We start from the raw sequence: 20,681 nt of genomic DNA, 5'->3' as shown, positions 1-20,681 counted from the left end.
CAGAAGGGAACGGCACGTGTCAGACGATGCCGGCCTTCAGGCGCTCCGCGAGGCGGCGCGTCTATCTCCGGACAACCTCCCCCTGCGCCAGCACCTCGCCGGCCTGCTCCTGGCCAAGGGCTATCTGGCCGACGCCGAGGCCGAGTTCCGCGCCGCGCTCGTGCTCGCGCCCAAGAACCCGGACCTCACGGCCGGGCTGGCGGAGGCGTTCGTCCGGCAGAGCGCCTACGGACCGGCGCTGGCGGCGCTCGAACCGCTGCTGGCCGAGCCCGGCTACCCGCCCCGGCTCGGCATCCTGGCGGCCAGGGCGCTGATCGGCGAGGGCGACATGGGCCGGGCGGCCTACCGGTACTTCGAGGCGATCAACCGGGACGCCTCCCTGGTCGACGCCGAGCTGGCCACCCGGCTGACCCCGGGCGGCCCCGCCTCCCCGTGGCCGACCCCTGCGGCACCTCCTGCCGCCTCCCCGTGGCCGACCCCTGCGGCACCTCCTGCGGCCTCCCCGCCCCCGGCCTCCCCGCCACCCCCTTCCGCGCCGCCCCCTGCGGCATCTTCTGCGCCACCACCTGCGGCACCTCCGCTGTACGCGGCGCCCGCGATGGCCGGGCAGCAGCCCGTCGCGGGCGGGCCCGCCACGCGTGAGAGCACCAGCGAGGTGGAGCGCGCCGGGCTGACGTTCGCCGACGTGGCGGGCATGGAGGCGGTCAAGGAGGCGCTGCGGATGAAGCTGCTGCTGCCCATCCAGCAGCCGGACCTGTTCGCCGCGTACGGCAAGCGGGCCGGCGGCGGCGTGCTCCTCTACGGCCCGCCGGGAGCGGGCAAGACCCACCTGGCCAGGGCCGCCGCCGGCGAGCTCGGCGCGGCGTTCGTCAACGTGGGCCTGGCCGACATCCTGGACATGTACGTCGGCTCCAGCGAGCGCAACCTGCACGCCACCTTCGACCTGGCCCGCCGCAACCGCCCCTGCGTGCTGTTCTTCGACGAGGTCGACGCGCTGGCCGGGCGCCGCTCGGACATGCGCCAGGCGCACACCCGGCAGCTCGTCAACCAGTTCCTGGCCGAGCTCGACGGCGTCGACCAGAGCGCCAACGAGGGCGTGCTGGTGCTGGCCGCCACGAACGCCCCCTGGTACGTGGACGGCGCCTTCCGCCGCCCCGGCCGTCTCGACCAGCCGGTGTTCGTGCCGCCGCCGGACCAGGCGGCGCGCGCGGCCATCCTGCGCATCCTGTGCCGCGACAAGCCCCTGGCGGAGATGGACTTCGACGCGGTGGCGCGGGTGACCGAGCACTTCGTCGGCGCCGACCTCAAGGGCGTCGTGGACCGGGCGGTGGAGGCCAAGCTCCAGCAGTCGATCAGCGCGGGCCGCCCCATCCCGCTGGCCACGCCCGACCTGCTGGCGGCCGCCCGCACCGTACGGCCCACGGCGGTCAGGGAGTGGATGGCCACCGCGCGCAACTACGTGATGCACGCCAACGACTCCGGCGCCTGGGACGAGCTGATGCCCTGGGTCAAGGGCAAGTGGTGAAGGTCGCCGACCCGATCCAACGGGCGCGCACGCTCCTGCAGCTGCGCCGCCCGGCCGACGCCGAGCGGGAGCTGCGCGGCCTGCTCGCCCAGGAGCCGCAGAGCGTCACCGGCCACGCCCTCCTGGCGCTCGCCCTGATCCAGCAGCGCCAGGTGGCCGAGGCCGTCGAGGAGGCCCACGAGGCGGTACGCCTCGCGCCCGACCAGTGGTTCCCCCACTACGCCGCCGCCCAGGTGCACTACCGCGCCCGCCGGCCCGAGGAGGCCATGGCCGCCATCCACACGGCCCTGGACCTCCAGCCCGAGTACGCCCCGACCTGGGAGCTGCTGGCCCGCACGCACATGATCAAGGGCGAGTGGACCGGGATGGCCGACGCCGCCCGGCGCGGCCTGCGGATCGATCCGCAGGACTCCGACCTGGTGAGCCTGCTGGCGCTGGCCTGCACGAACCTCGGCGACGCCGGGCAGGCCCAGGCCGCCGCCGCGCACGCCGTACAGCTCGATCCGGAGAGCCCCACCGCGCACTTCGTCCACGGCCGCGTGGCGCTGAGGTTCGGCGATCCCCGGCGGGCGGCGGAGGCGTTCCGCGAGGTGCTCCGCCTGGACCCGGGCTTCGGGCAGGCCAGGGACCTGCTCGTGGCGGCGCTCAAGCAGCGCAACCCGCTCTACCGGCGGCTCTCGCGGCTGCGGGGCAGGTTCCCCGGCGGCTGGCGGCTGATCTTCCTGTTGCCCGCCGTCCCGCCCGTCATCGCGGTCTTCGTCATCCTCGCGGTGCTGCACTGGGTGGCGTGGGTGGCCGAGTCGTGGACCACGTTGCGGCTGGCCCGGGCCAGGACCACCCGGCTGCTGTTCGAGGGGGTCGAGGCGCGGGTGGCCGTGCTGTGCTGCGGCCTGGTGGTGGCGGGCGCGGCCCTGCTCGGTCTGGGTCTCGCGGTCGGCCAGGACGCGGTCGCCACCGCCGGCGCGGCGGTCATGGCCCTGGTCACCCCGGCCCAGGAGGCCGCGCACACCGGCTCGGCGCGCCGCCGGGCGGTCCTGTACGGGTGGGCGGGCCTGCTCGCGGTGGCCGTCGCCGTCTCGGTGGCCGCCTCCGCTCCGGCCGTGGCGCTGCTCGGCATGTACGCCGCGCTGGCCACGGTCTGGCTGGCGACCGCCGTCCGGGGCCGGCTCCCCACCGGGATCTAGAGCCGATCCAGAGCCGACCTAGAGCCGACCTAGAGCCGACCTAGAGCCGACCTAGAGCCGACCTAGAGCAGGGTCCCGCCGCTCACCTCGAATCTGGCCAGGGCCTCGTCGATCCGGGCCAGGGTGTCCGGGTGGAGAGTGAGGTCGGCGGCGGCCAGGTTCTCCTCGATGTGGGCCGGGGTGCGGCTGCCGGGGATCGTCACCACGTGCTCGTCCTGGTGCAGGAGCCAGGCGAGGGCGAGCTGGGCCGGGGAGATGCCGAGCTGCGCGGCCAGCGCCCTGATCGGGGCGTAGCGGTCGTTGTTGCCCGCCAGGTTCTCGGCCGAGAAGCGGGGCGCGTTGTGCCGGAAGTCGCCCTCCCCGAGCGCCTGCACCGTGCCGGTCAGGAAGCCGTTGCCCAGCGGGCTCCAGGCCACGATCCCGACGCCGAGCTCCCGCGCGGTGGCCAGCAGGCCGGCGTCCACCGGGCGCCACATCGACCACTCGTTCTGCACGGCCGCCACCGGGTGGACCGCGTGCGCCGCCCTCAGCTGGGCGGCCGTCACGTTGGACAACCCGATGTGCCTGACCAGCCCGTCGCGCACCAGCTCGGCCATCGCGCCGGCGGTCTCCTCGATGGGGACGCCCGGGTCGGGATAGTGGGCGTAGTAGAGGTCGATCACGTCGGTGTCCAGGTTGCGCAGGCTGCTCTCGGCGTAGCGGCGCACCAGGCGGGGCTCCGCGTTCACCCGGAGCTCGCCGAAGGCGTACCCGACCGGGTGCGAGCGGCTCGGCTCGCCCTCCGGGACCGCCAGGCCGAACTTGGTGGCCACCACGACCTCGTCCCTGCGGCCCTTGATCGCGCGGCCCACCAGGCGCTCGTTGTGCCCGTTCGGGCCGTACGCGTCGCTGGTGTCCACATGGGTGCCGCCCGCGTCGAGCGCCGACTTCAGCGCCGCCTCGGCCCGGGCGTCGTCCACCTCGCCGTACACGCCGGGCGACAACACCATGGCGCCGAAACCGATGGCGGGAACCTGCAAGCTGCCGAGTGTGCGTGTCTTCATGCGTGCGATCCTGCCGCGCGGGCCGGCGCCGGGTCCAAGACCCTTTGCTATAACCAGTGGCTATGGACGTGCATCTGCGTGAGTTGCGGTATTTCGTGGCGGTGGCCGAGGAGCTGAACGTGACGCGGGCCGCCGAGCGGTTGTTCGTCTCCCAGCCCGCGCTGTCGAAGCAGCTCAGGGTGCTGGAGCGGCAGCTCGGGTTCCCGCTCTTCGAGCGGGTGCCCAGCGGGGTGGTGCTCACCAGGCAGGGCGCGGTGCTGCTGCCGGTCGCCCGTGACCTGCTCGAACGGTGGAACGCCGGGGTCGAGGGCGCGCGGGCGGCGGCGCCCACCGGCACGCTGGTGATCGGGATGCAGACGGCCGTGGGCCGGGGGTTGCAGCAGGAGGCGCTGCGGCGGTTCCGGGCGGCGATGCCGGGGTGGGAGGTGTCGCTGCGGCTGGTCGGCTGGGACGACCCCAGTGGCGGGCTGGCCGACGGGTCCTCCGACGTGGCGTTCATCTGGCTGCCGGTGCCGCCGGGGCTGCGGACGTACGTGCTGGCGACCGAGCGGCGCGGGGTCGCGCTGCCCGCCGACCACCCGCTGGCCGAACTGGCGGAGATCCCGTTCGCGGCGCTGCGCGACGAGCCGTTCATCGCGCTGCCCCCGGCGGCGGGGCCGCTGCGCGACTTCTGGCTCGGGCTCGACGCGCGGGAGGACGCACCGGTCGTCGGGGTCACCGCCAACACGCCCGAGGAGGTGTTCGAGGCCGTGACGAGCGGGCTCGGGGTGGTGCTGGTGGCGGAGGGGAACGCCATGCTGTACAAGAGACCGGGTATGACGTACCGGCCGGTTACCGGGCTGCCTCCGGGGGAACTGGCCATTGCCTGGCGCGAAGGGGATGTGAGCCCACAAGTCATGGCATTCATCGACGCGCTACGACTTGTCACCACTAAGGTCTGACGCGATATCAGATCACGCGGAAGGGCGACCCATGAGCGATTACGCGACCACCTTCAACCTGATCGACGCCGACAAGGACGGCCGCATCTCCGCCGTCGAGCTCGTCCGGCTGATGGAGGTGCTCGGCCAGCCCGTGACGCTGGAGGCAGCGCAGGAAGGGGTGCTCAAGCTCGACAAGGACGGCGACGGCCTGATCGACGTCGAGGAGTTCGCCGCCTTCCTCCAGAAGTGATAAGAAACAAGCACTTGCTACACATTCTTCTGTTGCCTGGGTCACAATGGCGGCAGGAGGGACGATGGCCAACAAGAGTGACAACAGCGAAAGCCGTACACCCGCGGACATCGTACGAACGCTCAGGTCGGGCATCGGCCGGGTCTCCGAAGAGGTGATCGAGGAGATCCAGGCCCGCATCCCCGAATACGCCCGGCCATCGGACGAGATCTACATCAAGGTCGTGCGGATGGCGGTCGAGCAGGCCATCGAGGGCTTTCTCGACCGCATCGAGCGCCCGGACGCCCCCTGGGATCCCGAGCCGTTCCGCATGATCGGCAAGGGGGAGGCGGCCGAGGGCCGCAACCTGGAGCCGCTGCAGGCCGCGATGCGGCTCGGCGCCCGGGTCGGCTGGCGGCGGCTGACGGAGATCGCCGAACCGCTCGGGCTGTCCCCCCAATCCCTGTACGAGCTGGGCGAGGACATCTTCGTCTACCTCGACCAGCTCGCCGACGCCGCCGCCGAGGGCTTCGAGGAGGCCAGGGCGCACGTCGCCGGCGAGATCGAGCGCCGCCGGGGCCGCCTGCTCGACCTGCTCCTCAGCCGGCCGCCGGCGAGCGCGGAGGCCGTCGCCGACCTGGCCAAGGCGGCCGGCTGGCGGCTGCCCAGGACCGTCGCCTGCGTGGTCCTCGACGACCAGCACGGCCCCTGCCGCGTGCCCCCGCTGCCGCCCGACGTCCTCGCGGGCGCCGACCGGACCGTGCCCTGCCTCCTGGTGCCCGACCCGGCCGGGCCCGGCCAGGCCCAGATGCTGGAGCACGCCCTGCGCGGCCACCGCGCGGCCATCGGCCCCGCCGTTCCGCTGGCCTCGGCCGGGACGTCGCTGCGGTGGGCCGGGGAGGCACTCGACCTGTCGCGGCGCGGCGTGCTGCCCAGAGGGCTGCTGCGGTGCGAGGACCACATGGCCACGCTGGTGGTGTTCAAGGACGAGGAGCTGGTCAGCGCGCTGGCCGAGGTGCGCCTGGCGCCCCTGGCCCACCTGCGGCCCACGCAGCAGGACCGGCTGGCCGAGACGCTGCTGGCCTGGCTCCGGCACGGCAGGGGCGCCGGTGAGGTGGCCGCCAAGCTGCACGTCCACCCGCAGACCGTGCGTTACCGGCTGCGGCAGCTCGAAGAGCTGTACGGTGACCAGCTCGCCGACCCCGACGTGCGCTTCGAGCTGGAGATCGCGCTGCGGGCCAGGCAGGCGGTCATGTCCGGCCGCTGAGCTACGGGTGCACGGCGCGCCTCGTCTCGTACCAGTCGTCGCCGACCGGCTCCCCGGCCATGTTCCAGCTCCACGAGACGGTCGGCGTGACCCGCGCGTACACGCCCGGCCCGACCAGGCCGACCCGCTCCACCGGGCTCTCGGCCACGCCGTAGACGCGCACCCCGCGCGCGATGAACGGGTCGAACGACACCATGTCGTCCACGACCAGCGCCACCTTGACGTTGCCCGCCCCGATGTTGCGGAACTTCCTGGTGGCGAGCACCTGCTCGCCGGCGCCGCCGATCCAGAAGTGAGTCCCGTCGAACTCGAAGGCCAGCGGCACCACGTCCGGCTGGCCGTCGCCGGACAGCGTCGCCACCCGGGCGAGCGGTTGCGAGCGGAGGTAGGCGATCTCTTCGTCGGTGAACGGCATGCGAGGGTGTCTCCTTCCACGAACAGGGTCGTTTCTGTCTACACGAACGGTTTCCGCCTGGATCGACAGCCGATCTATAGCATGGTCGGATGCCGAAACCGGTGATCCTCGACTGCGACCCCGGATACGACGACGCCTTCGCGATCTGGCTGGCGGCCGGCGATCCCGAGATCGACCTGCGCGCCATCACCACCGTCGGCGGCAACGGCACGCTGACCCACACCACCTACAACGCCAGGGTGGTGACCGGGCTGGCCGGGATCGCGGGGGTGCCGATCTCGCCCGGCGCCGACAGCCCGATGGTGCGGCTGCTGTCGCCGGCCGAGGGGATCCACGGTGCCAACGCGCTGGGCGGCCCCGAGCTGCCGGCGCCCACCGTGGCGGCCGACCCGCGCACGGCGGTCGAGCTCATCAGGGACACCCTCGACGGGGCCGGGGAGGAGGTGACGATCGTGGCCACCGGGCCGCTGACGAACATCGCCATGTTCGTCCGCACCTATCCCGACCGGCTCTCCCGGATCAAGGAGGTGGTCTGGATGGGCGGGTCCACGGGGCGGGGGAACATCACCCCGTACGCGGAGTTCAACTGCTGGACCGACCCCGAGGCCGCCGCGATCGTGCTCGGGTCGGGGCTGCCGTTCACCATGATCGGCCTGAACGTCACCCACCAGGTGCTCATCACGCCCGAGGTGGTCGCCCGGATCGGCGCCGTCGGCAACCGCACGGCCGCCTTCGGCGTCGAGCTGCTCAACTACTTCAACTCCACGTACGAGACCGACCAGGGCATGCCGGAAGGCCCGCTGCACGACCCCGTGGCGGTGGCGCTGGTGGCCCGGCCCGGCCTGGTGACCACCGTCCGGACCAGGCTCGACATCGAGCTGCACGGCACCGAGACGGCCGGGGCGACCAGCGTCGACCTGCTCGGCAAGCTCAGGCGGCCGCCCAACGCGAGCGTGGCCACCGGCGTCGACGTCGAGGGGTTCTGGCGGCTGCTGGAAGACGCCATCCGCGCGCTGTCATGACCGGGGCCGCCCTGGGTAGCGGGAGCGGATGCGACTGACGTACACCTCCGACGTCTGGTGGAAGAACGCCGTCGTCTACTGCCTTGACGTGGAGACGTTCAAGGACGGCAACGACGACGGCGTGGGCGACTTCCGCGGCCTGACGCAGCAGATCGACTATCTCGCGGGGCTCGGCGTGACCTGCCTGTGGCTCATGCCGTTCTTCCCGACTCCCAACAGGGACGACGGCTACGACATCACCGACTTCTACAGCGTCGACCCGCGGCTGGGGACGCTGGGCGACTTCGTGGAGTTCATGCGCACCGCCCACGACCGCGGCCTGCGGGTGATCGCGGACCTGGTCGTCAACCACACCTCCGACCAGCACCCCTGGTTCACGGAGGCACGGTCGGGCCGGGACTCGCCGCGCCGCGACTGGTACGTCTGGTCCGACACCCCCGAACCGGACAACCCCGAGCAGATCGTCTTCCCCGACAAGGAGACCAGCATCTGGGAGTACGACGAGGTCTCCGGCCAGTACTACCTGCACAGCTTCTACCGGCACCAGCCGGACCTGAACGTGGGCAACCCCGAGGTCAGGGACGAGATCGCGCGCATTCTCGGGTTCTGGATGGAGCTGGGGCTGTCGGGGTTCCGGGTGGACGCCGTGCCGTTCCTCATCGAGAACGTCAATCCGAAGCTGGCCGAGCCGCACGAGTTCCTGGCGGACCTGCGGGCGTTCATGACGCGGCGCATGGGCGGGTCGATCCTGCTCGGCGAGGTGAACGTCCCGTATGACGACTTAATTGGATATTTCGGTGATGGCCTGGGTGACCAGATCACCATGTGCTTCGACTTCATCGGCATGCAGAACGCCTGGTTGTCGATGGCCCGCAGCGACGCCGCCCCGCTCGCCAAGGCCCTCCGCGCGCGGCCCCAGCCGCCCAAGGACTGCCAGTGGGCCATGTTCCTGCGCAACCACGACGAGCTGACCCTCGACAAGCTGACGGAGAGCGAGCGGGAGGAGATCTTCCAGGCGTTCGGGCCGAGCAAGGACATGCAGATCTTCGGCCGCGGGCTGCGCCGCCGCCTGCCGACCATGTTCGGCGGCGATCTGCGGCGCATCAAGATGGCCTACAGCCTGCTGTTCTCCCTGCCCGGCACGCCCGTGATCTTCTACGGCGAGGAGATCGGGATGGGGGAGAACCTGGAGGAGGAGGGCCGCATGGCGGTCCGCATCCCGATGCAGTGGTCGGACGACGGCGGCTTCACCCGGGCCGACCCTGTCCGCGAGATCCCGGAGGGCTCCTTCGCCCCCGACCGGGTCAACGTGGCCGACCAGAAGCGGGACACGGACTCGCTGCTGCGCTGGTTCCAGCTGCTGATCGAGCGTTACCGGGAGTGCCCCGAGCTGGCGTGGGGCGAGTACACGGTGCTGGACACGGGCCATCCGGCGGTCTTCGCGCACCGCTGCGACGCCGACGGGGCCACGGTGGTGGTCGTGCACAACCTCTGCGACACGGCGCAGGACGTGCAGCTGCGGCTGGCCGGGCTCGACCGGTGCCTGCTCACCGACCTGCTGGTGGACGGGGCGCTGGAGGTGTCGGGCGAGGGCGTCGTACGCGTGCCGCTGGACCCGCACGGCTGCCGCTGGCTGCGCGCCTCGCCGCCGGAGCTGGCCCCGGAGGACGCCTCGGTCAAGGCCCGGTGACCGGCCAGGCGGACATGGCGAGGACGGTCCTGCCGCCACGTCGCCGTCGATCCGCCGCTGCAGCGAGTACGCCGAGCTGGACAGCGGCCACGTGGTCGTGCACGAGCGCCCGGCCGAGCTTATGGCGCTGATTAGGGCATTCGTAACCAACGAGTAATTTGTCCTGATTACTCTCCAGCCTCATGCAGACCAAGAAGCTCGCCCTCACCGGGGCCGCCGCGCTGTGCGTGCTGGCCCTGGCGGCGCCCCCCGCGCAGGCCGACCGGCCGGCCAAGACGGTCACGGTCACCGTGATGGGCACGTCCGACCTCCACAGCAACGCCCTGAACTGGGACTACTTCAAGGACGCCGGCTACTCCGACAGCCAGGGCAACAGCGTCGGTCTGGCGAAGGTGTCCTCGCTGGTCAACCGGATCAGGACCGAGCGCGGAGCGGATCACACGCTGCTGTTCGACTCGGGTGACACCATCCAGGGCACCCCGCTGGCGTACTACTACGCCAAGGTCGAGCCGGTGAACGAGACCGGGCAGATCCACCCGATGGCCAAGGCCATGAACGCCATCGGGTACGACGCCGTGACGCTGGGCAACCACGAGTTCAACTACGGTCTGCCGCTGCTGGCCACGTGGGTCGACCAGATGAAGGCTCCCGTGCTCGGCGCGAACGCGGTCCACGAGAAGTCGGGGCGGCCCGCGTACAAGCCGTTCGTGATCAAGACCATGAAGGTCAAGGGCGAGCAGCCGATCAGGGTGGGCGTGCTCGGCCTGACCAACCCGGGCGTGGCCATCTGGGACAAGGCGAACGTCGAGGGCAAGTTGCGCTTCACCGACCTGGTCGAGTCGGCGAGGAAGTGGGTGCCGGTCATCCGCGGCCTCGGCGCGGACGTGGTCGTCGTGACCGCGCACGCGGGCGACAACGGCATGTCGTCCTACGGCGGCGACCTGCCGGTCGAGAACGCCTCCGCGATGGTGGCCGAGCAGGTGCCGGGCATCGACGCGGTGCTGTTCGGGCACGCGCACAACGAGGTCGCCCAGAAGTTCGTGACGAACAAGGCGACCGGGCAGCAGGTGCTGCTGACCGAGCCGGGCAAGTGGGGCCAGCGCCTGTCGGTCCTGGACTTCCAGCTCGCCAAGCAGCGCGGCAAGTGGGTCGTCACCGGCAAGTCCTCGACCACGCTCAACACGAACACGGTCCAGGAGGACCCGAAGATCGTCGAGCTGATGAAGCCGCAGCACGACACCACGGTCGGCTACGTCAACAAGGTCGTGGCCAAGTCGGCGCAGCAGCTGTCGGCGGCCGAGTCGCCGTACAAGGACACGCCGATCCTCGACTACATCCAGCACGTGCAGGAGGAGACGGTCAAGCAGGCGCTGCCGGACAACACGCTGCCGGTGCTGTCGATCGCGGCGCCGTTCAGCCGCAGCGCCGTCTTCCCCGCCGGCGACATCCGGGTCAGGGACGTGGCCGGCCTGTACGTCTACGACAACACGCTCCAGGCGGTCAAGCTGACCGGCGCGCAGATCAAGGACTACCTGGAGTACTCCGCCAAGTACTTCAACCAGCTCGCCCCCGGCGCCCCCGTCGACGTCACCAAGCTGACGAACGCGAACAACACCCCCGACTACAACTACGACCAGCTCTCCGGGGTGTCGTACGACATCGACGTGGCCAAGCCGGCCGGCCAGCGCATCGCCAACCTGACCTACGAGGGCGCGCCGATCCCGGCCGGCAAGGAGTTCCTGGTCGCGATCAACAACTACCGCCAGTCGGGCGGCGGCGGCTTCCCGCACGTCACCAGCGCTCCCGTCGTCTACAACGCGCAGGTGGAGATCAGGCAGGCGCTGATCGAGTACGCCACCGCCCAGGGCACCATCGACCCGTCGGACTTCGCGGTGTCCAACTGGAGGCTGACCCGCGACGGGGTCCCGCTCTTCTAGTCAGAGGTAGGAGGGCCCGGTCACCCGGTGCCTGAACGTCCACCACACCCACGCCTGGGACGCCACCAGCAGCGGGGTCACGGCCAGGACGATCGGCACCAGCACCGGCCCCGACGTGCCGGGCTCCAGCGGCAGCCGGAGCCCGGCCAGCACCCCGACGACCACCATCGCCGCCGAGGTCAGCGCGTACGTGCGGACCTCGCCGGCCCCTCCCGACAGCACGGCCGCCCGCTCGCGCAGCGTCCCCCGCAGCCGCAGCGCCGCGAACGCCAGCCCGTGCGTGAGGAACAGCGCGGCCAGCACCAGCGCGGGCAGCACCGCCACCGGCCCCTCGATCCCGAGCAGGATGCGGGCCAGCAGCAGGCCCCAGCTCAGCGCCAGCCCCCAGCTCCCGGCCACGATCGCGCCGTCCCAGAACGCCTGCCAGCGCGCCCCGGGCACGCGCCCGCGCAGCCACAGGCCCATGTCGCGGATCACCCACGCCAGCAGCAGCGTCACGACCACGGCGTGGTTGCCGTGCAGCAGCTCGCCCTCCAGCTGGGGGAACAGCCCCGCGAGCACGCCCGCCGTGGCCACCAGCCACACCTCGTTGCCCAGGAAGAACGGCGCGATCGCGGCGATCGCCTCGCGCCGCTCGCCCGCCGACCGCCCCAGGTACGGCAGTGCCATGCCCACCCCGATGTCGGCCCCGGCCAGCACCAGGTAGCCGAGCGCGAAGAAGGCCAGAATCAGGATCTCCATGGTCGGCTCCACTCAGAAGGAAGGGACGGGGACGGGGGCGTCGATCGGGCGGTCGCCCAGCGCCACCTCGGCGGGACCGCGCCGGGCGGCCCTGGCCAGCAGCCAGTAGTTGATCACGATCAGCACCGCGAAGACGGTGGCGAAGGCGAACAACGAGAAGCGCACCTGAGCCTCGGTCATCGGTGACATGGCCTCGGACGTCCGCAGCAGCCCGTACACGGCCCACGGCTGGCGCCCCATCTCGCGGAAGATCCAGCCGGACAACATGGCCACGAAGGGCACCGGGATCATCAGCGTCAGCAACCAGTGCCACAGCCGGAACCCGCGCACCACCGGCCGGAAGAGCATGAGCAGGCAGCTCAGCCCGGCCACGAACATCATCAGCGCGAACAACGTCATCATCGTGATGCCGCTGGTCTGCACCCACGCCACGGGCGGCAGGTAGTCGCCGGGCCCGTGCCTGGCCACCATCTCGGCCTGCGCGGCGGCCAGCCGGCCGGCGTCGTTCACCCACGCCGCGACCTTGGTGGGCTGCATGGTCTCGAACCCGAGCCCGCCGAACGTCGCGGTGAAGAACGTGGCCGGCAACGCCACCCCCAACCCGATCCGCAGCGACTTGCGGAAGACGTCCTGCTCGGCGGTGCGCCTGCGCAGGTGGTACGCGCTCACCCCGGCCAGGAAGAACCCGCCCACGATCAGCGCGCCGCCCAGCACGTGCCAGAACGCCACCTGTGCCGCCGGGTTGGCCACCATCGCCCCGAAGTCCACCAGCCGCAGCCGGTCGCCGTCGGGCACGTGACCGACCGGGTTCTGCAGGAAGCCGTTGGAAACCATGATCCAGAACGCCGACGCGTACGCGGTCAGCGTCACCACCCAGATCGCCGCCAGGTGCGCCCACCGGTTCAGCTTGTTCCAGCCGAAGATCCACAAGCCCAGGAACGTGGACTCGACGAAGAAGGCCACCAGCGTCTCGATCGCCAGCGCCGAGCCGAACACGTCGCCCGCGTACTCCGTCAGCCCGCTCCACGACAGCCCGAGCTGGAACTCCATCACGAGCCCGGTGACGATGCCCATCGCGTAGTTGATGATGTAGAGCTGGCCCCAGAACCGCGTCATCCGCAGGTGCACGGGATCGCCGCCGAAGGTGGCCCGGGTCTGGATGACGGCCACCAGCGTCGCCAGGCCGAGCGTCAGCGCCACGAACAGGAAGTGCGCGCCCGCGGTGAGCGCGAACTGCAGGCGGGCGAGGTCCACGGTTTCCATGCCCCCGAGCTTCCGGGCACGGCACCGCCCGCCGCGTCATGCCGGGGCGTTCACCTGGCGTACATCCCGGGTCGCACGGGCCGCCCCGGCGTACCACTCAGGGTGTAAGCCAGCCCGGGGTGATGACCCCGGCCTCGTAGGCGATGACGACGAGCTGCGCCCTGTCGCGGACGGACAGCTTGGTCATGATGCGGCTGACGTGCGTCTTCGCCGTGGCGGGGCTGAGCACGAGCCGGGCCGCGATCTCGTCGTTGGACAGCCCGGCGGCCACCAGCGTCATGACCTCGCGCTCGCGCTCGGTGAGCGCGTTGAGCTCGGGGCCCGGCTCCGGGCGCTTGACCCGGCCGGCGAACTCGGCGATCAGCCGCCGGGTGACCGACGGGGCGATGAGCGCGTCGCCCCTGGCCACGACCCGGACCGCGTGGATCAGCTCGGCCGGCTCGGTGTCCTTGACCAGGAAGCCGCCGGCGCCGGCCCGCAGCGCGCCGTAGACGTAGTCGTCCAGGTCGAACGTGGTCAGGATGATCACCTTGACGCCGTCGAGCGCCGGGTCGCCGGCGATGCGGCGGGTGGCCTCCAGGCCGTCGAGCTCGGGCATGCGGATGTCCATGAGGACGACGTCGGGCCGGTGCTCGCGCGCCTTGGAGATCGCCTCCGCGCCGTTGGCGGCCTCGGCCACCACCTCGATGTCGTCCTCGTCGCTGAGTATGGACCGGAACCCGGCGCGTACCAGGGTCTGGTCGTCGGCGAGCACTACGCGGATCATCGAGCCCCGTTCGTCGGCTGGGTGAGTGGCAGGCGGGCGGCGACGTGGAAGCCGCCCTCGGGGCGCGGGCCCGCCTCCAGGGTGCCGCCGAGCGCGGTGGCGCGCTCGCGCATGCCCTGCAGGCCGAAGCCGCTGCCCCCGTCGAAGGCGGCGCCCGGTCCGTCGTCCTCCACGCGGATGACGATGTCCCCGGACGCGTTGGTGATCGTCAACGTGGCCCTGTCGGTGCCGGAATGGCGGGAGACGTTCGTCAGCGCCTCCCGGACGATGCGGGCGCCGGCCAGGTCCACCTCCGTCGGCAGCGCGTCGAGCGGCCCCGACAGCTTCGTGCGGACGTCCAGCCCCGACGCCGCGACCAGCGCCTCCACCCGCGCCAGGCTGTCGGCGGGCGCGGTCGGCGCGTCCTCGTCCACCTGGCGCAGCACGCCCAGCGTGGTCCGCAGCTCGCGCAGCGTCTCCTTGCTGGTCTCCTTGATCGTCCGCAGCGCCGCCTCGGCCTCCTCGGGCCGCTTCTTCAGCCCGTGCAGCGCCGCGGCGGCCTGTACGTTGATCATGGAGATGTTGTGCCCGAGCACGTCGTGCAGCTCCCTGGCGATCCGCAGCCGCTCCTCGCCGGCCCGCCGCCTGGCCTCCTCCTCCTTGCTGTGCAGGGCGTCCAGGGCGTGCTGCCGGGCCTCCATGAGGTACGCGCGGCGGTTGCGGGTGACGCCGCCGAACGCGATGGCGGCCACCACCCACCCGGCGATCATGATGAACAGGCTGTCGTCCACGTGCCTGACCCCGCCGGTCTCGCCCACCCCCATGGCCAGCAGCGACAGCGCCCCCGTGGCGATGGCGGGCGCGAGGTGGCCCTGGTCGGCGGCGGTGTAGAGGGCGAGGAAGACCAGCACGATGATCGGCCCGTCGACCCCCGCCCACGGGTAGTAGGCCGCCACCGACACCGCGACGACGATCAGCGCCGCGACGGGATAACGCCGCCGCACCAGCAGCGCGCCGCACGCGATCAGCGGCAGCAGGACGTCCAGCGCGTTCAGCCGGCCGGGGCCGCGCAGGACATGGGTGAGCGCGGTGCCGGCCAGCACGACGACGATCGTCACGAGTGACACGATCGTGCTGGTGGAGGGCCTGCTCATGGCTCCCATTCTGCATGCCGCCCCGGGTGACGGGGTGATCGGCCGGGCGCATCTGGGTAGAGCCCGTGGATGAGCACTAAGGACGAACTCCGGCGGGTCGAAGAGGACCTGGTCCGGTTGCGGGCCGAGAACCAGGAAGTGCGCGACCAGATCCGCGACATGGGCGCGACCGATCAGGTCGAGATCTCAGCGGTGATCAGCCAGGCGGACGAGCAGGTGGAGCTGATCGCCCAGCTCGAACGCCGCCGCGACGGGCTGATCAAGCGGCTGGAAGAGGAGGGCGCCCAGTGACGGGCGCCCTACGGGTTCGACGGCGCAGGGGGACGCCTCAGCGGCGCAGAGGGGCGCCGACGTCGTGCAGGTGGCTCAACGCCTGCCCGTACGACTCGACCAGGCCCGTCTGCAGGTAGTCGACGCCGATCTCCGCGCAGTAGCGCTCGACGATCGGCTGCGCCTTGCGCAGGTTCGGGGCCGGCATGTTGGGGAACAGGTGGTGCTCGATCTGGTAGTTGAGCTGGCCGAGCGCCACGTCGGTGAACAGGTTGCCGCGCACGTTGCGCGAGGTCAGCACCTGCTTGCGGAGGAAGTCCAGCTTGTCCTCCTTGGTCAGCACGGGCATGCCCTTGTGGTTCGGCGCGAACGTGCAGCCGAGGTAGAGCCCGAACAGACCCTGGTGGATGACCAGGAACAGCAGCGCCTTGCCGACCGGCAGAATGGTGAAGACCAGGCCGAAGTAGAGGGCGAAGTGCACCAGGAGCAGCGTCAGCTCCACGCCGCGCCGCTTGGTCGTGGGTGCGAGGAGTGCCTTGAAGCTGGCTATGTGGAGGTGCCAGGCCTCGAGGGTGAGCAGCGGAAAGAACCAGTAGGCCTGATATTTCGCGATAAACCGTGGCAATCCTGCGCTTTTAATGGCCTGATCCTGGGACCAGACGATCACGGCGGGGGACACGTCGGGGTCGTGGTCCTCGTGGTTCGGATTGGCGTGGTGGCGGTTGTGCTTGGTGGTCCACCAGCCCCAGCCGAGCCCGACGCCGAGGTTGCCGATGATCAGGCCCGCGATGTCGCTCGGCGAGCGGGTCCTGAACACCTGCCGGTGCCCCAGATCGTGGGCGAGGAAGCCGAGCTGGGTGAAGACCACTGCCATCAGGGCCGCGACGAGAAGCTGCAGCCACGAATCGCCCACCCAGGCGAACAACGCCCAGCAACCGAGGTAGACAATGGCGGCGATGCTCATCCGGATGGCGTAATAAACGGGACGCCGGTCGAGGAGACCGGCGTCAGAGATGTGATGGGCTAGTCGGGCGAAGTCACTGCCTCGAGTGTCGATCGTGCCGGGACTGGCCACAGGTCTCCTTACCTCGCGGTGCAAGTTGCCCTAACCTTGGCGCATCCATGGCAAAACCGGAAGCACGTAGTCAGGGGGAGTGAATTCACCGGCCCACGCTTGTTCCCGGGGGTCGCGACGCCGTGGTCGCGACCTGGGTGTCAGGGGGAGGCCATGCGCTTGACAGGCGGTCAGGAATCCTCCGCCCTAGCGTGGCGTGTGCTCAGCGTATACCCCACGGGGTCATGCAACGTCGCGCCGCGCTCCAGCGCCGCCCGGTAACCGCCGCCACCCAGGCCCGCGTCGGCCCCATCGCGGACACCAGCCCGGACGGCTCGGCAACCGGGATCAGAGGCCGAGCCGCTCCCTCAGCAGCTCGACGGGCAGATGGGGCACCGTGGCCTCGCTGATCTCCGGCAGCCCCACGACCAGCTCCCCCTCGAAGACCCGCAACCCCTCCACCGCGCAGTAACCCCTCATGTGCCGCGGCTCGCCGTTGTAGTAGCCCCCCGAGCCGTAGTCGATCCGCACGCTCTCCAGCGCCGGCCGCGCGCTGGCCAGGCACGCCCCCATCGGCAGCCCCAGCTCCGTCGGCGAGGTGCACGTGTGGGCGTTGCCCGCCACGACGAGCGCGGGCTCGGCGTGCGCGGCCAGCACCTGCTCGGCCATCGAGGCGTCCCGCTGCGACCAGTCCCCGGTGAACGCCCCTCCGTCGAACAGCGTGACCGAGAGCCCCGGCACCGCCTTGAGCACCGCGAAGTGCCCCGCCGTGACGCGCCCGTCGCCGAGCCACCACAGCGGATGGTCGAGCCCCGTCCCGTCGGTCAGGTAGGCGTCGAGCTGCGGTTTCAGGGCCGCGGGCCATTCGAGGGCCAGATGGGTCAGCCCGAGGAGCCTCATGAGCCCGAGGATGACCAGCGGGTTCTCCCTGACCCCGTGGACCTCGCCGAGCAGCAGCAGCCCGGACTCCTCGATCGAGCGCCCGGCCCGGTCGACGGCGGCCCGCTCGGCCGGCAGCTCGTAGTCGTCCGTACGGAACTCGGCGACGGCCTGGAGCAGACCGTCCAGCGTGTCGACGCCTGGCATGCCTCCACCCTGTTCGCCCCGGTCGTCGCGCGCAAGCGCCGGGAGCCGGAGCACCTGCGCGCCCATCAGGAGGCGGGCGAGCTCCCGGCCGACCGGGACCCGGACTCGCCCGAGTTCGCCGCGCGCTACGCGCGGGAGGTCGAGAAGCCGGTGGGCCACCTGCGCGACGTTCCCGCTCCGTAAGATCCGCGCGGGCCGGGCGGGTGTTGGATCGGCGGCATGCGCGTCTTGCTCACCGGCTCGGCAGGTTTCATCGGCAGCCACATCGCGGAGGCCCTCCACGGCGGCGCGACCACCCCGGGCCGCCGCGACGGCGAGGTGGTCGCCCCCGGCCCGGACGGCTGCGAGGTGGTCGCCCCCGGCTCCGGCGGCTGCGAGGTGGTCACCGCGGACCTCCGGGACGGCGTGGACATCCGCGACCCCGACGCACTGGACCGCCTCCTGCCCGGCGTCGACGCCGTGATCCACCAGGCCGCCAAGGTCGGCCTCGGCGTGAACGTGGCCGACCTGCCCGACTACGCCTCCGTCAACGCGTACGGCACCGCGACCCTCCTCGCCGCCATGGCCCGGCACGGCGTCGGCCGGCTGGTCCTCGCCTCGTCCATGGTCGTGTACGGCGAGGGCGCCTACGACTGCGCCCGCCACGGCCGCGTCCGCCCCGGCCCCAGACGGGCCGGCGACCTGGCGCGCGGCGTTTTCGACCCCCGCTGCCCGCGCTGCGACGACGTCCTGACCCCGACGGTCGTCCCGGAGGAGGCGGCCTCGGACCCCCGCAACGCCTACGCCACCACGAAGCTGGCCCAGGAACACCTGGCCGCCAACTGGGCCCGCGAGACCTCCGGCACCGTCGTGGCCCTGCGCTACCACAACGTCTACGGCCCCCGGATGCCCCGGGACACGCCCTATGCCGGGGTGGCCGCGATCTTCCTGTCGGCCCTGCTGGCGGGCCGGGCGCCCCGGGTGTTCGAGGACGGGGGGCAGCGGCGGGACTTCGTCCACGTACGGGATGTGGCCCGCGCCAACGTCCTGGCGCTCGGGGTGGGGACGGCCGGGGAGCCGGCGGCGTACAACATCGCCAGCGGTACCCCGCACACGGTGGGGGAGCTGGCGGCGGCCCTGGCGGCGCAGACGGGCGGCCCGGACCCGGTGACGACGGGCGAGTACCGCCTCGGGGACGTCCGCCACATCGTCGCCTCCCCGGCCCGAGCGGCCGCCGAGCTGGGCTTCACGGCACGGATCACCTTCGCGGACGGCATCAAGGAGTTCGTCGGCGCCGCACCGGACGCGGGCGCGACAGGATCGTGAGGTGGAGCGAGGCCGCCGGGCCAGGCGGCTCTGTGCCGAGCCGGAAGCCGCCGTCGACGCGGGGGAAGGGCATGAGCGAGCAGGCCGGTCGGCGGGAGCGGCGTGGACCCAGGACGGCCGGGCCGGGCGTGATGTCATCGGTCCGTAAGGGTTGGGCGGGGGTGGCCGTTCTAGCGTCGGGAGCGTGATCGATGTCGTGTTGCCCTGCCTCGACGAGGCCGAGGCGCTGCCCTGGGTTCTGGAGCGGATGCCGCCCGGCTACCGCCCCATCGTGGTCGACAACGGCTCCACCGACGGGTCCGACCTGGTGGCCGCCGAGCTGGGAGCGGTCGTCGTGTACGAGCCGCGGCGCGGGTTCGGGGCCGCCTGCCATGCCGGGCTCCTGGCCGCCTCCAGCGAGATCGTCTGCTTCATGGACGCCGACGCCTCACTCGACCCCGCCGAGCTGCCCCTCGTCACCGGACCGGTGGCCGCTGGCCGCTCGGAACTGGTGCTCGGGCGGCGGGTGCCGGCGCGACGGGGGGCCTGGCCGGTGCACGCGCGGCTCGGCAACGCCGTTCTGGCCCGCCGCCTGCGGCGTACGGCGGGGGTGCCGGTGCGGGACCTGGGGCCGATGCGGGCCTGCCGCCGCGTCCCGCTGCTGGGGCTGGAGCTGGCCGACCGGCGGTTCGGCTATCCGCTGGAGATGGTGCTGCGGGCCGCCGCGGCCGGGTGGCGGGTGGTCGAGGCCGACGTACGCTACCTGCCCAGGGCCGGGCGCTCCAAGGTGACCGGCACCGTACGGGGGACGTTGCGCGCCATCGGCGACATGCGGGCCGTCATGGCCGCCCACCGTCAGGGGCAGCGGACCACCATCCCGGCGTAGGACAGGTTGCCCCCGAAGCCGAACAGCAGCATCGGCGCGCCCTTGGCCACCTCGTCCCGCTGCAGCAGCTTCGACAGCGCCAGCGGCACGCTCGCGGCCGAGGTGTTCCCCGACTCGACCACGTCCTTGGCGACGATCGCGTTGACCGCGCCGAGCTTCCTGGCGACGGGCTCGATGATGCGCAGGTTCGCCTGGTGCAGGACCACCGCCGCCAGGTCCTCCGGTCGTACGCCGCCACGCTCGCACGCCCGGCGGGCGATGTCCGGGAGCCGGGTGGTGGCCCAGCGGTACACGGTCTGGCCGTCCTGGGCGAAGCGGGTGGGGGTGCCCTCGATCCGTACGGCGGTGCCCAGCTCCGGCGCCGAGCCCCACACGACGGGCCCGATCTCCGCCTCGGGAGCGGCGCTCACCACGACCGCCCCGGCCCCGTCGCCCGTCAGCACGCACGTGGTCCGGTCGGTCCAGTCGGTTACCGCGGTCATCTTGTCCGCGCCCACGACCAGGGCGTTCGTGGCCGCGCCCGCGCGGATGGCGTGGTCGGCCTGGGCCAGGGCGTGGGTGAACCCCGAGCACGAGGCCCCGAGGTCCATCAGGGCGGCGTCGGGCACGCCGAGCCGGGCCGCGACGCGGGAGGCGACGTTGGGGGCGTGCTCGGTCTGCGTACAGGTGGCGACCAGGACGAGGTCGATGTCGGACGCGGCCAGGCCGCTTGCGGCCAGCGCCTTGGCGGCGGCCTGCGCGGCCAGGTCCGTGACGCTCTCGCCGTCGCCCGCCACATGCCTGGTACGGATGCCGACCCGCTTGCTGATCCACTCGTCGCTCGTGTCCACGATTGCCGCCAGATCATCATTTGTCAGGACTTTGGCGGGTTGATAGTGGCCTGTGGCGACAAGTCGTGATCCATTCATGCGGCGGACTATAGCAAGCGAACGTTCGGACGCTAATCTGGCCGGTATGAGCTCG

The 20,681-nt window shown here is 71.8% G+C and carries 20 protein-coding genes; 11 read left to right on the top strand and 9 right to left on the bottom strand.

What is annotated here, in order from left to right:
- The first annotated feature begins 16 nt into the window (after positions 1-16).
- Positions 17-1,525, top strand: a complete 1,509-nt coding sequence (locus ACBJ59_RS48860; protein WP_375116870.1) for an AAA family ATPase — start codon at positions 17-19, stop codon at positions 1,523-1,525.
- On the top strand, positions 1,522-2,709 hold the full coding sequence (locus ACBJ59_RS48855) for a tetratricopeptide repeat protein (protein WP_375116869.1): 1,188 nt from the start codon (positions 1,522-1,524) through the stop codon (positions 2,707-2,709). The genes ACBJ59_RS48860 and ACBJ59_RS48855 overlap by 4 nt, the downstream gene beginning before the upstream one ends.
- 62 nt (positions 2,710-2,771) lie before the next feature.
- On the opposite strand, the gene ACBJ59_RS48850 is transcribed toward ACBJ59_RS48855, so the two are convergent.
- Complete coding sequence (locus tag ACBJ59_RS48850; protein ID WP_375116868.1) at positions 2,772-3,752, bottom strand: aldo/keto reductase; 981 nt, start codon at positions 3,750-3,752, stop codon at positions 2,772-2,774.
- A 62-nt stretch (positions 3,753-3,814) separates the two neighbouring features.
- On the opposite strand from ACBJ59_RS48850, the gene ACBJ59_RS48845 reads away from it, so the two are divergent.
- From ACBJ59_RS48845 to ACBJ59_RS48835, 3 genes are all read left to right on the top strand, one after another.
- Positions 3,815-4,693 carry a LysR family transcriptional regulator gene (locus ACBJ59_RS48845; RefSeq protein WP_375116867.1) on the top strand — a complete coding sequence of 293 codons (879 nt, stop codon included), beginning with the start codon at positions 3,815-3,817 and terminating at the stop codon, positions 4,691-4,693.
- Positions 4,694-4,724: 31 nt separating this feature from the next.
- A complete protein-coding gene (locus tag ACBJ59_RS48840) occupies positions 4,725-4,925 on the top strand; it encodes an EF-hand domain-containing protein (RefSeq protein WP_364116914.1) in 201 nt (66 codons plus the stop codon).
- A 64-nt stretch (positions 4,926-4,989) separates the two neighbouring features.
- A complete protein-coding gene (locus ACBJ59_RS48835; RefSeq protein ID WP_375116866.1) occupies positions 4,990-6,171 on the top strand; it encodes a helix-turn-helix domain-containing protein in 1,182 nt (393 codons plus the stop codon).
- 1 nt (position 6,172) lies between these two features.
- On the opposite strand, the gene ACBJ59_RS48830 is transcribed toward ACBJ59_RS48835, so the two are convergent.
- Entirely contained in the window at positions 6,173-6,586 is a 414-nt protein-coding gene (locus ACBJ59_RS48830; RefSeq protein WP_375116865.1) for a PPOX class F420-dependent oxidoreductase, read from the bottom strand.
- 89 nt (positions 6,587-6,675) lie between these two features.
- Here ACBJ59_RS48830 and ACBJ59_RS48825 point away from each other — a divergent pair, with 89 nt between their 5' ends.
- The 3 genes from ACBJ59_RS48825 (at position 6,676) to ACBJ59_RS48815 (ending at position 11,235) form a co-directional block, all read left to right on the top strand.
- Positions 6,676-7,608 carry a nucleoside hydrolase gene (locus ACBJ59_RS48825; protein WP_375116864.1) on the top strand — a complete coding sequence of 311 codons (933 nt, stop codon included), beginning with the start codon at positions 6,676-6,678 and terminating at the stop codon, positions 7,606-7,608.
- Between the two features lie 28 nt (positions 7,609-7,636).
- Positions 7,637-9,298, top strand: a complete 1,662-nt coding sequence (locus ACBJ59_RS48820) for an alpha-amylase family protein (protein ID WP_375116863.1) — start codon at positions 7,637-7,639, stop codon at positions 9,296-9,298.
- Positions 9,299-9,480: 182 nt separating this feature from the next.
- Positions 9,481-11,235 (top strand): bifunctional metallophosphatase/5'-nucleotidase, encoded by a 1,755-nt coding sequence (locus ACBJ59_RS48815; protein ID WP_375116862.1) that lies wholly within the window; start codon positions 9,481-9,483, stop codon positions 11,233-11,235.
- Here ACBJ59_RS48815 and ACBJ59_RS48810 read toward each other — a convergent pair whose 3' ends face one another.
- The 4 genes from ACBJ59_RS48810 to ACBJ59_RS48795 form a co-directional block, all read right to left on the bottom strand.
- The gene (locus ACBJ59_RS48810) at positions 11,236-11,976 is read right to left on the bottom strand and encodes a cytochrome d ubiquinol oxidase subunit II (RefSeq protein WP_375116861.1); all 741 of its coding nucleotides are present in this window, start codon (positions 11,974-11,976) and stop codon (positions 11,236-11,238) included.
- A gap of 12 nt (positions 11,977-11,988) precedes the next feature.
- Entirely contained in the window at positions 11,989-13,239 is a 1,251-nt protein-coding gene (locus ACBJ59_RS48805) for a cytochrome ubiquinol oxidase subunit I (RefSeq protein ID WP_375116860.1), read from the bottom strand.
- 97 nt (positions 13,240-13,336) lie between these two features.
- Complete coding sequence (locus tag ACBJ59_RS48800) at positions 13,337-14,005, bottom strand: response regulator transcription factor (RefSeq protein WP_364116896.1); 669 nt, start codon at positions 14,003-14,005, stop codon at positions 13,337-13,339.
- Positions 14,002-15,138, bottom strand: a complete 1,137-nt coding sequence (locus tag ACBJ59_RS48795) for a sensor histidine kinase (RefSeq protein ID WP_375116859.1) — start codon at positions 15,136-15,138, stop codon at positions 14,002-14,004. Before ACBJ59_RS48795 ends, ACBJ59_RS48800 begins: the two co-directional genes overlap by 4 nt.
- Positions 15,139-15,207: 69 nt before the next feature.
- On the opposite strand from ACBJ59_RS48795, the gene ACBJ59_RS48790 reads away from it, so the two are divergent.
- Positions 15,208-15,429, top strand: a complete 222-nt coding sequence (locus ACBJ59_RS48790) for a hypothetical protein (protein WP_364116892.1) — start codon at positions 15,208-15,210, stop codon at positions 15,427-15,429.
- Between the two features lie 37 nt (positions 15,430-15,466).
- On the opposite strand, the gene ACBJ59_RS48785 is transcribed toward ACBJ59_RS48790, so the two are convergent.
- Together ACBJ59_RS48785 and ACBJ59_RS48780 are read right to left on the bottom strand one after the other, a co-directional pair.
- A complete protein-coding gene (locus ACBJ59_RS48785) occupies positions 15,467-16,372 on the bottom strand; it encodes a fatty acid desaturase family protein (protein WP_375116858.1) in 906 nt (301 codons plus the stop codon).
- Positions 16,373-16,810: 438 nt separating this feature from the next.
- Entirely contained in the window at positions 16,811-17,548 is a 738-nt protein-coding gene (locus ACBJ59_RS48780; RefSeq protein ID WP_375116857.1) for a hypothetical protein, read from the bottom strand.
- Between the two features lie 219 nt (positions 17,549-17,767).
- Between ACBJ59_RS48780 and ACBJ59_RS48775 the strand changes: the two genes are divergently transcribed.
- Both ACBJ59_RS48775 and ACBJ59_RS48770 read left to right on the top strand, forming a co-directional pair.
- The gene (locus tag ACBJ59_RS48775) at positions 17,768-18,853 is read left to right on the top strand and encodes an NAD-dependent epimerase/dehydratase family protein (RefSeq protein ID WP_375116856.1); all 1,086 of its coding nucleotides are present in this window, start codon (positions 17,768-17,770) and stop codon (positions 18,851-18,853) included.
- 184 nt (positions 18,854-19,037) lie between these two features.
- On the top strand, positions 19,038-19,718 hold the full coding sequence (locus ACBJ59_RS48770) for a glycosyltransferase family 2 protein (protein ID WP_375116855.1): 681 nt from the start codon (positions 19,038-19,040) through the stop codon (positions 19,716-19,718).
- Here the strand turns inward: ACBJ59_RS48770 and ACBJ59_RS48765 are convergent.
- On the bottom strand, positions 19,688-20,626 hold the full coding sequence (locus tag ACBJ59_RS48765) for a beta-ketoacyl-ACP synthase III (protein WP_375116854.1): 939 nt from the start codon (positions 20,624-20,626) through the stop codon (positions 19,688-19,690). The genes ACBJ59_RS48770 and ACBJ59_RS48765 overlap by 31 nt on opposite strands.
- Positions 20,627-20,681 lie beyond the last annotated feature (55 nt).

The sequence above is a fragment of the Nonomuraea sp. MTCD27 genome (assembly GCF_041950495.1).
Lineage (GTDB): Bacteria > Actinomycetota > Actinomycetes > Streptosporangiales > Streptosporangiaceae > Nonomuraea.
This window is presented reverse-complemented; position numbering and strand designations above follow the sequence as displayed.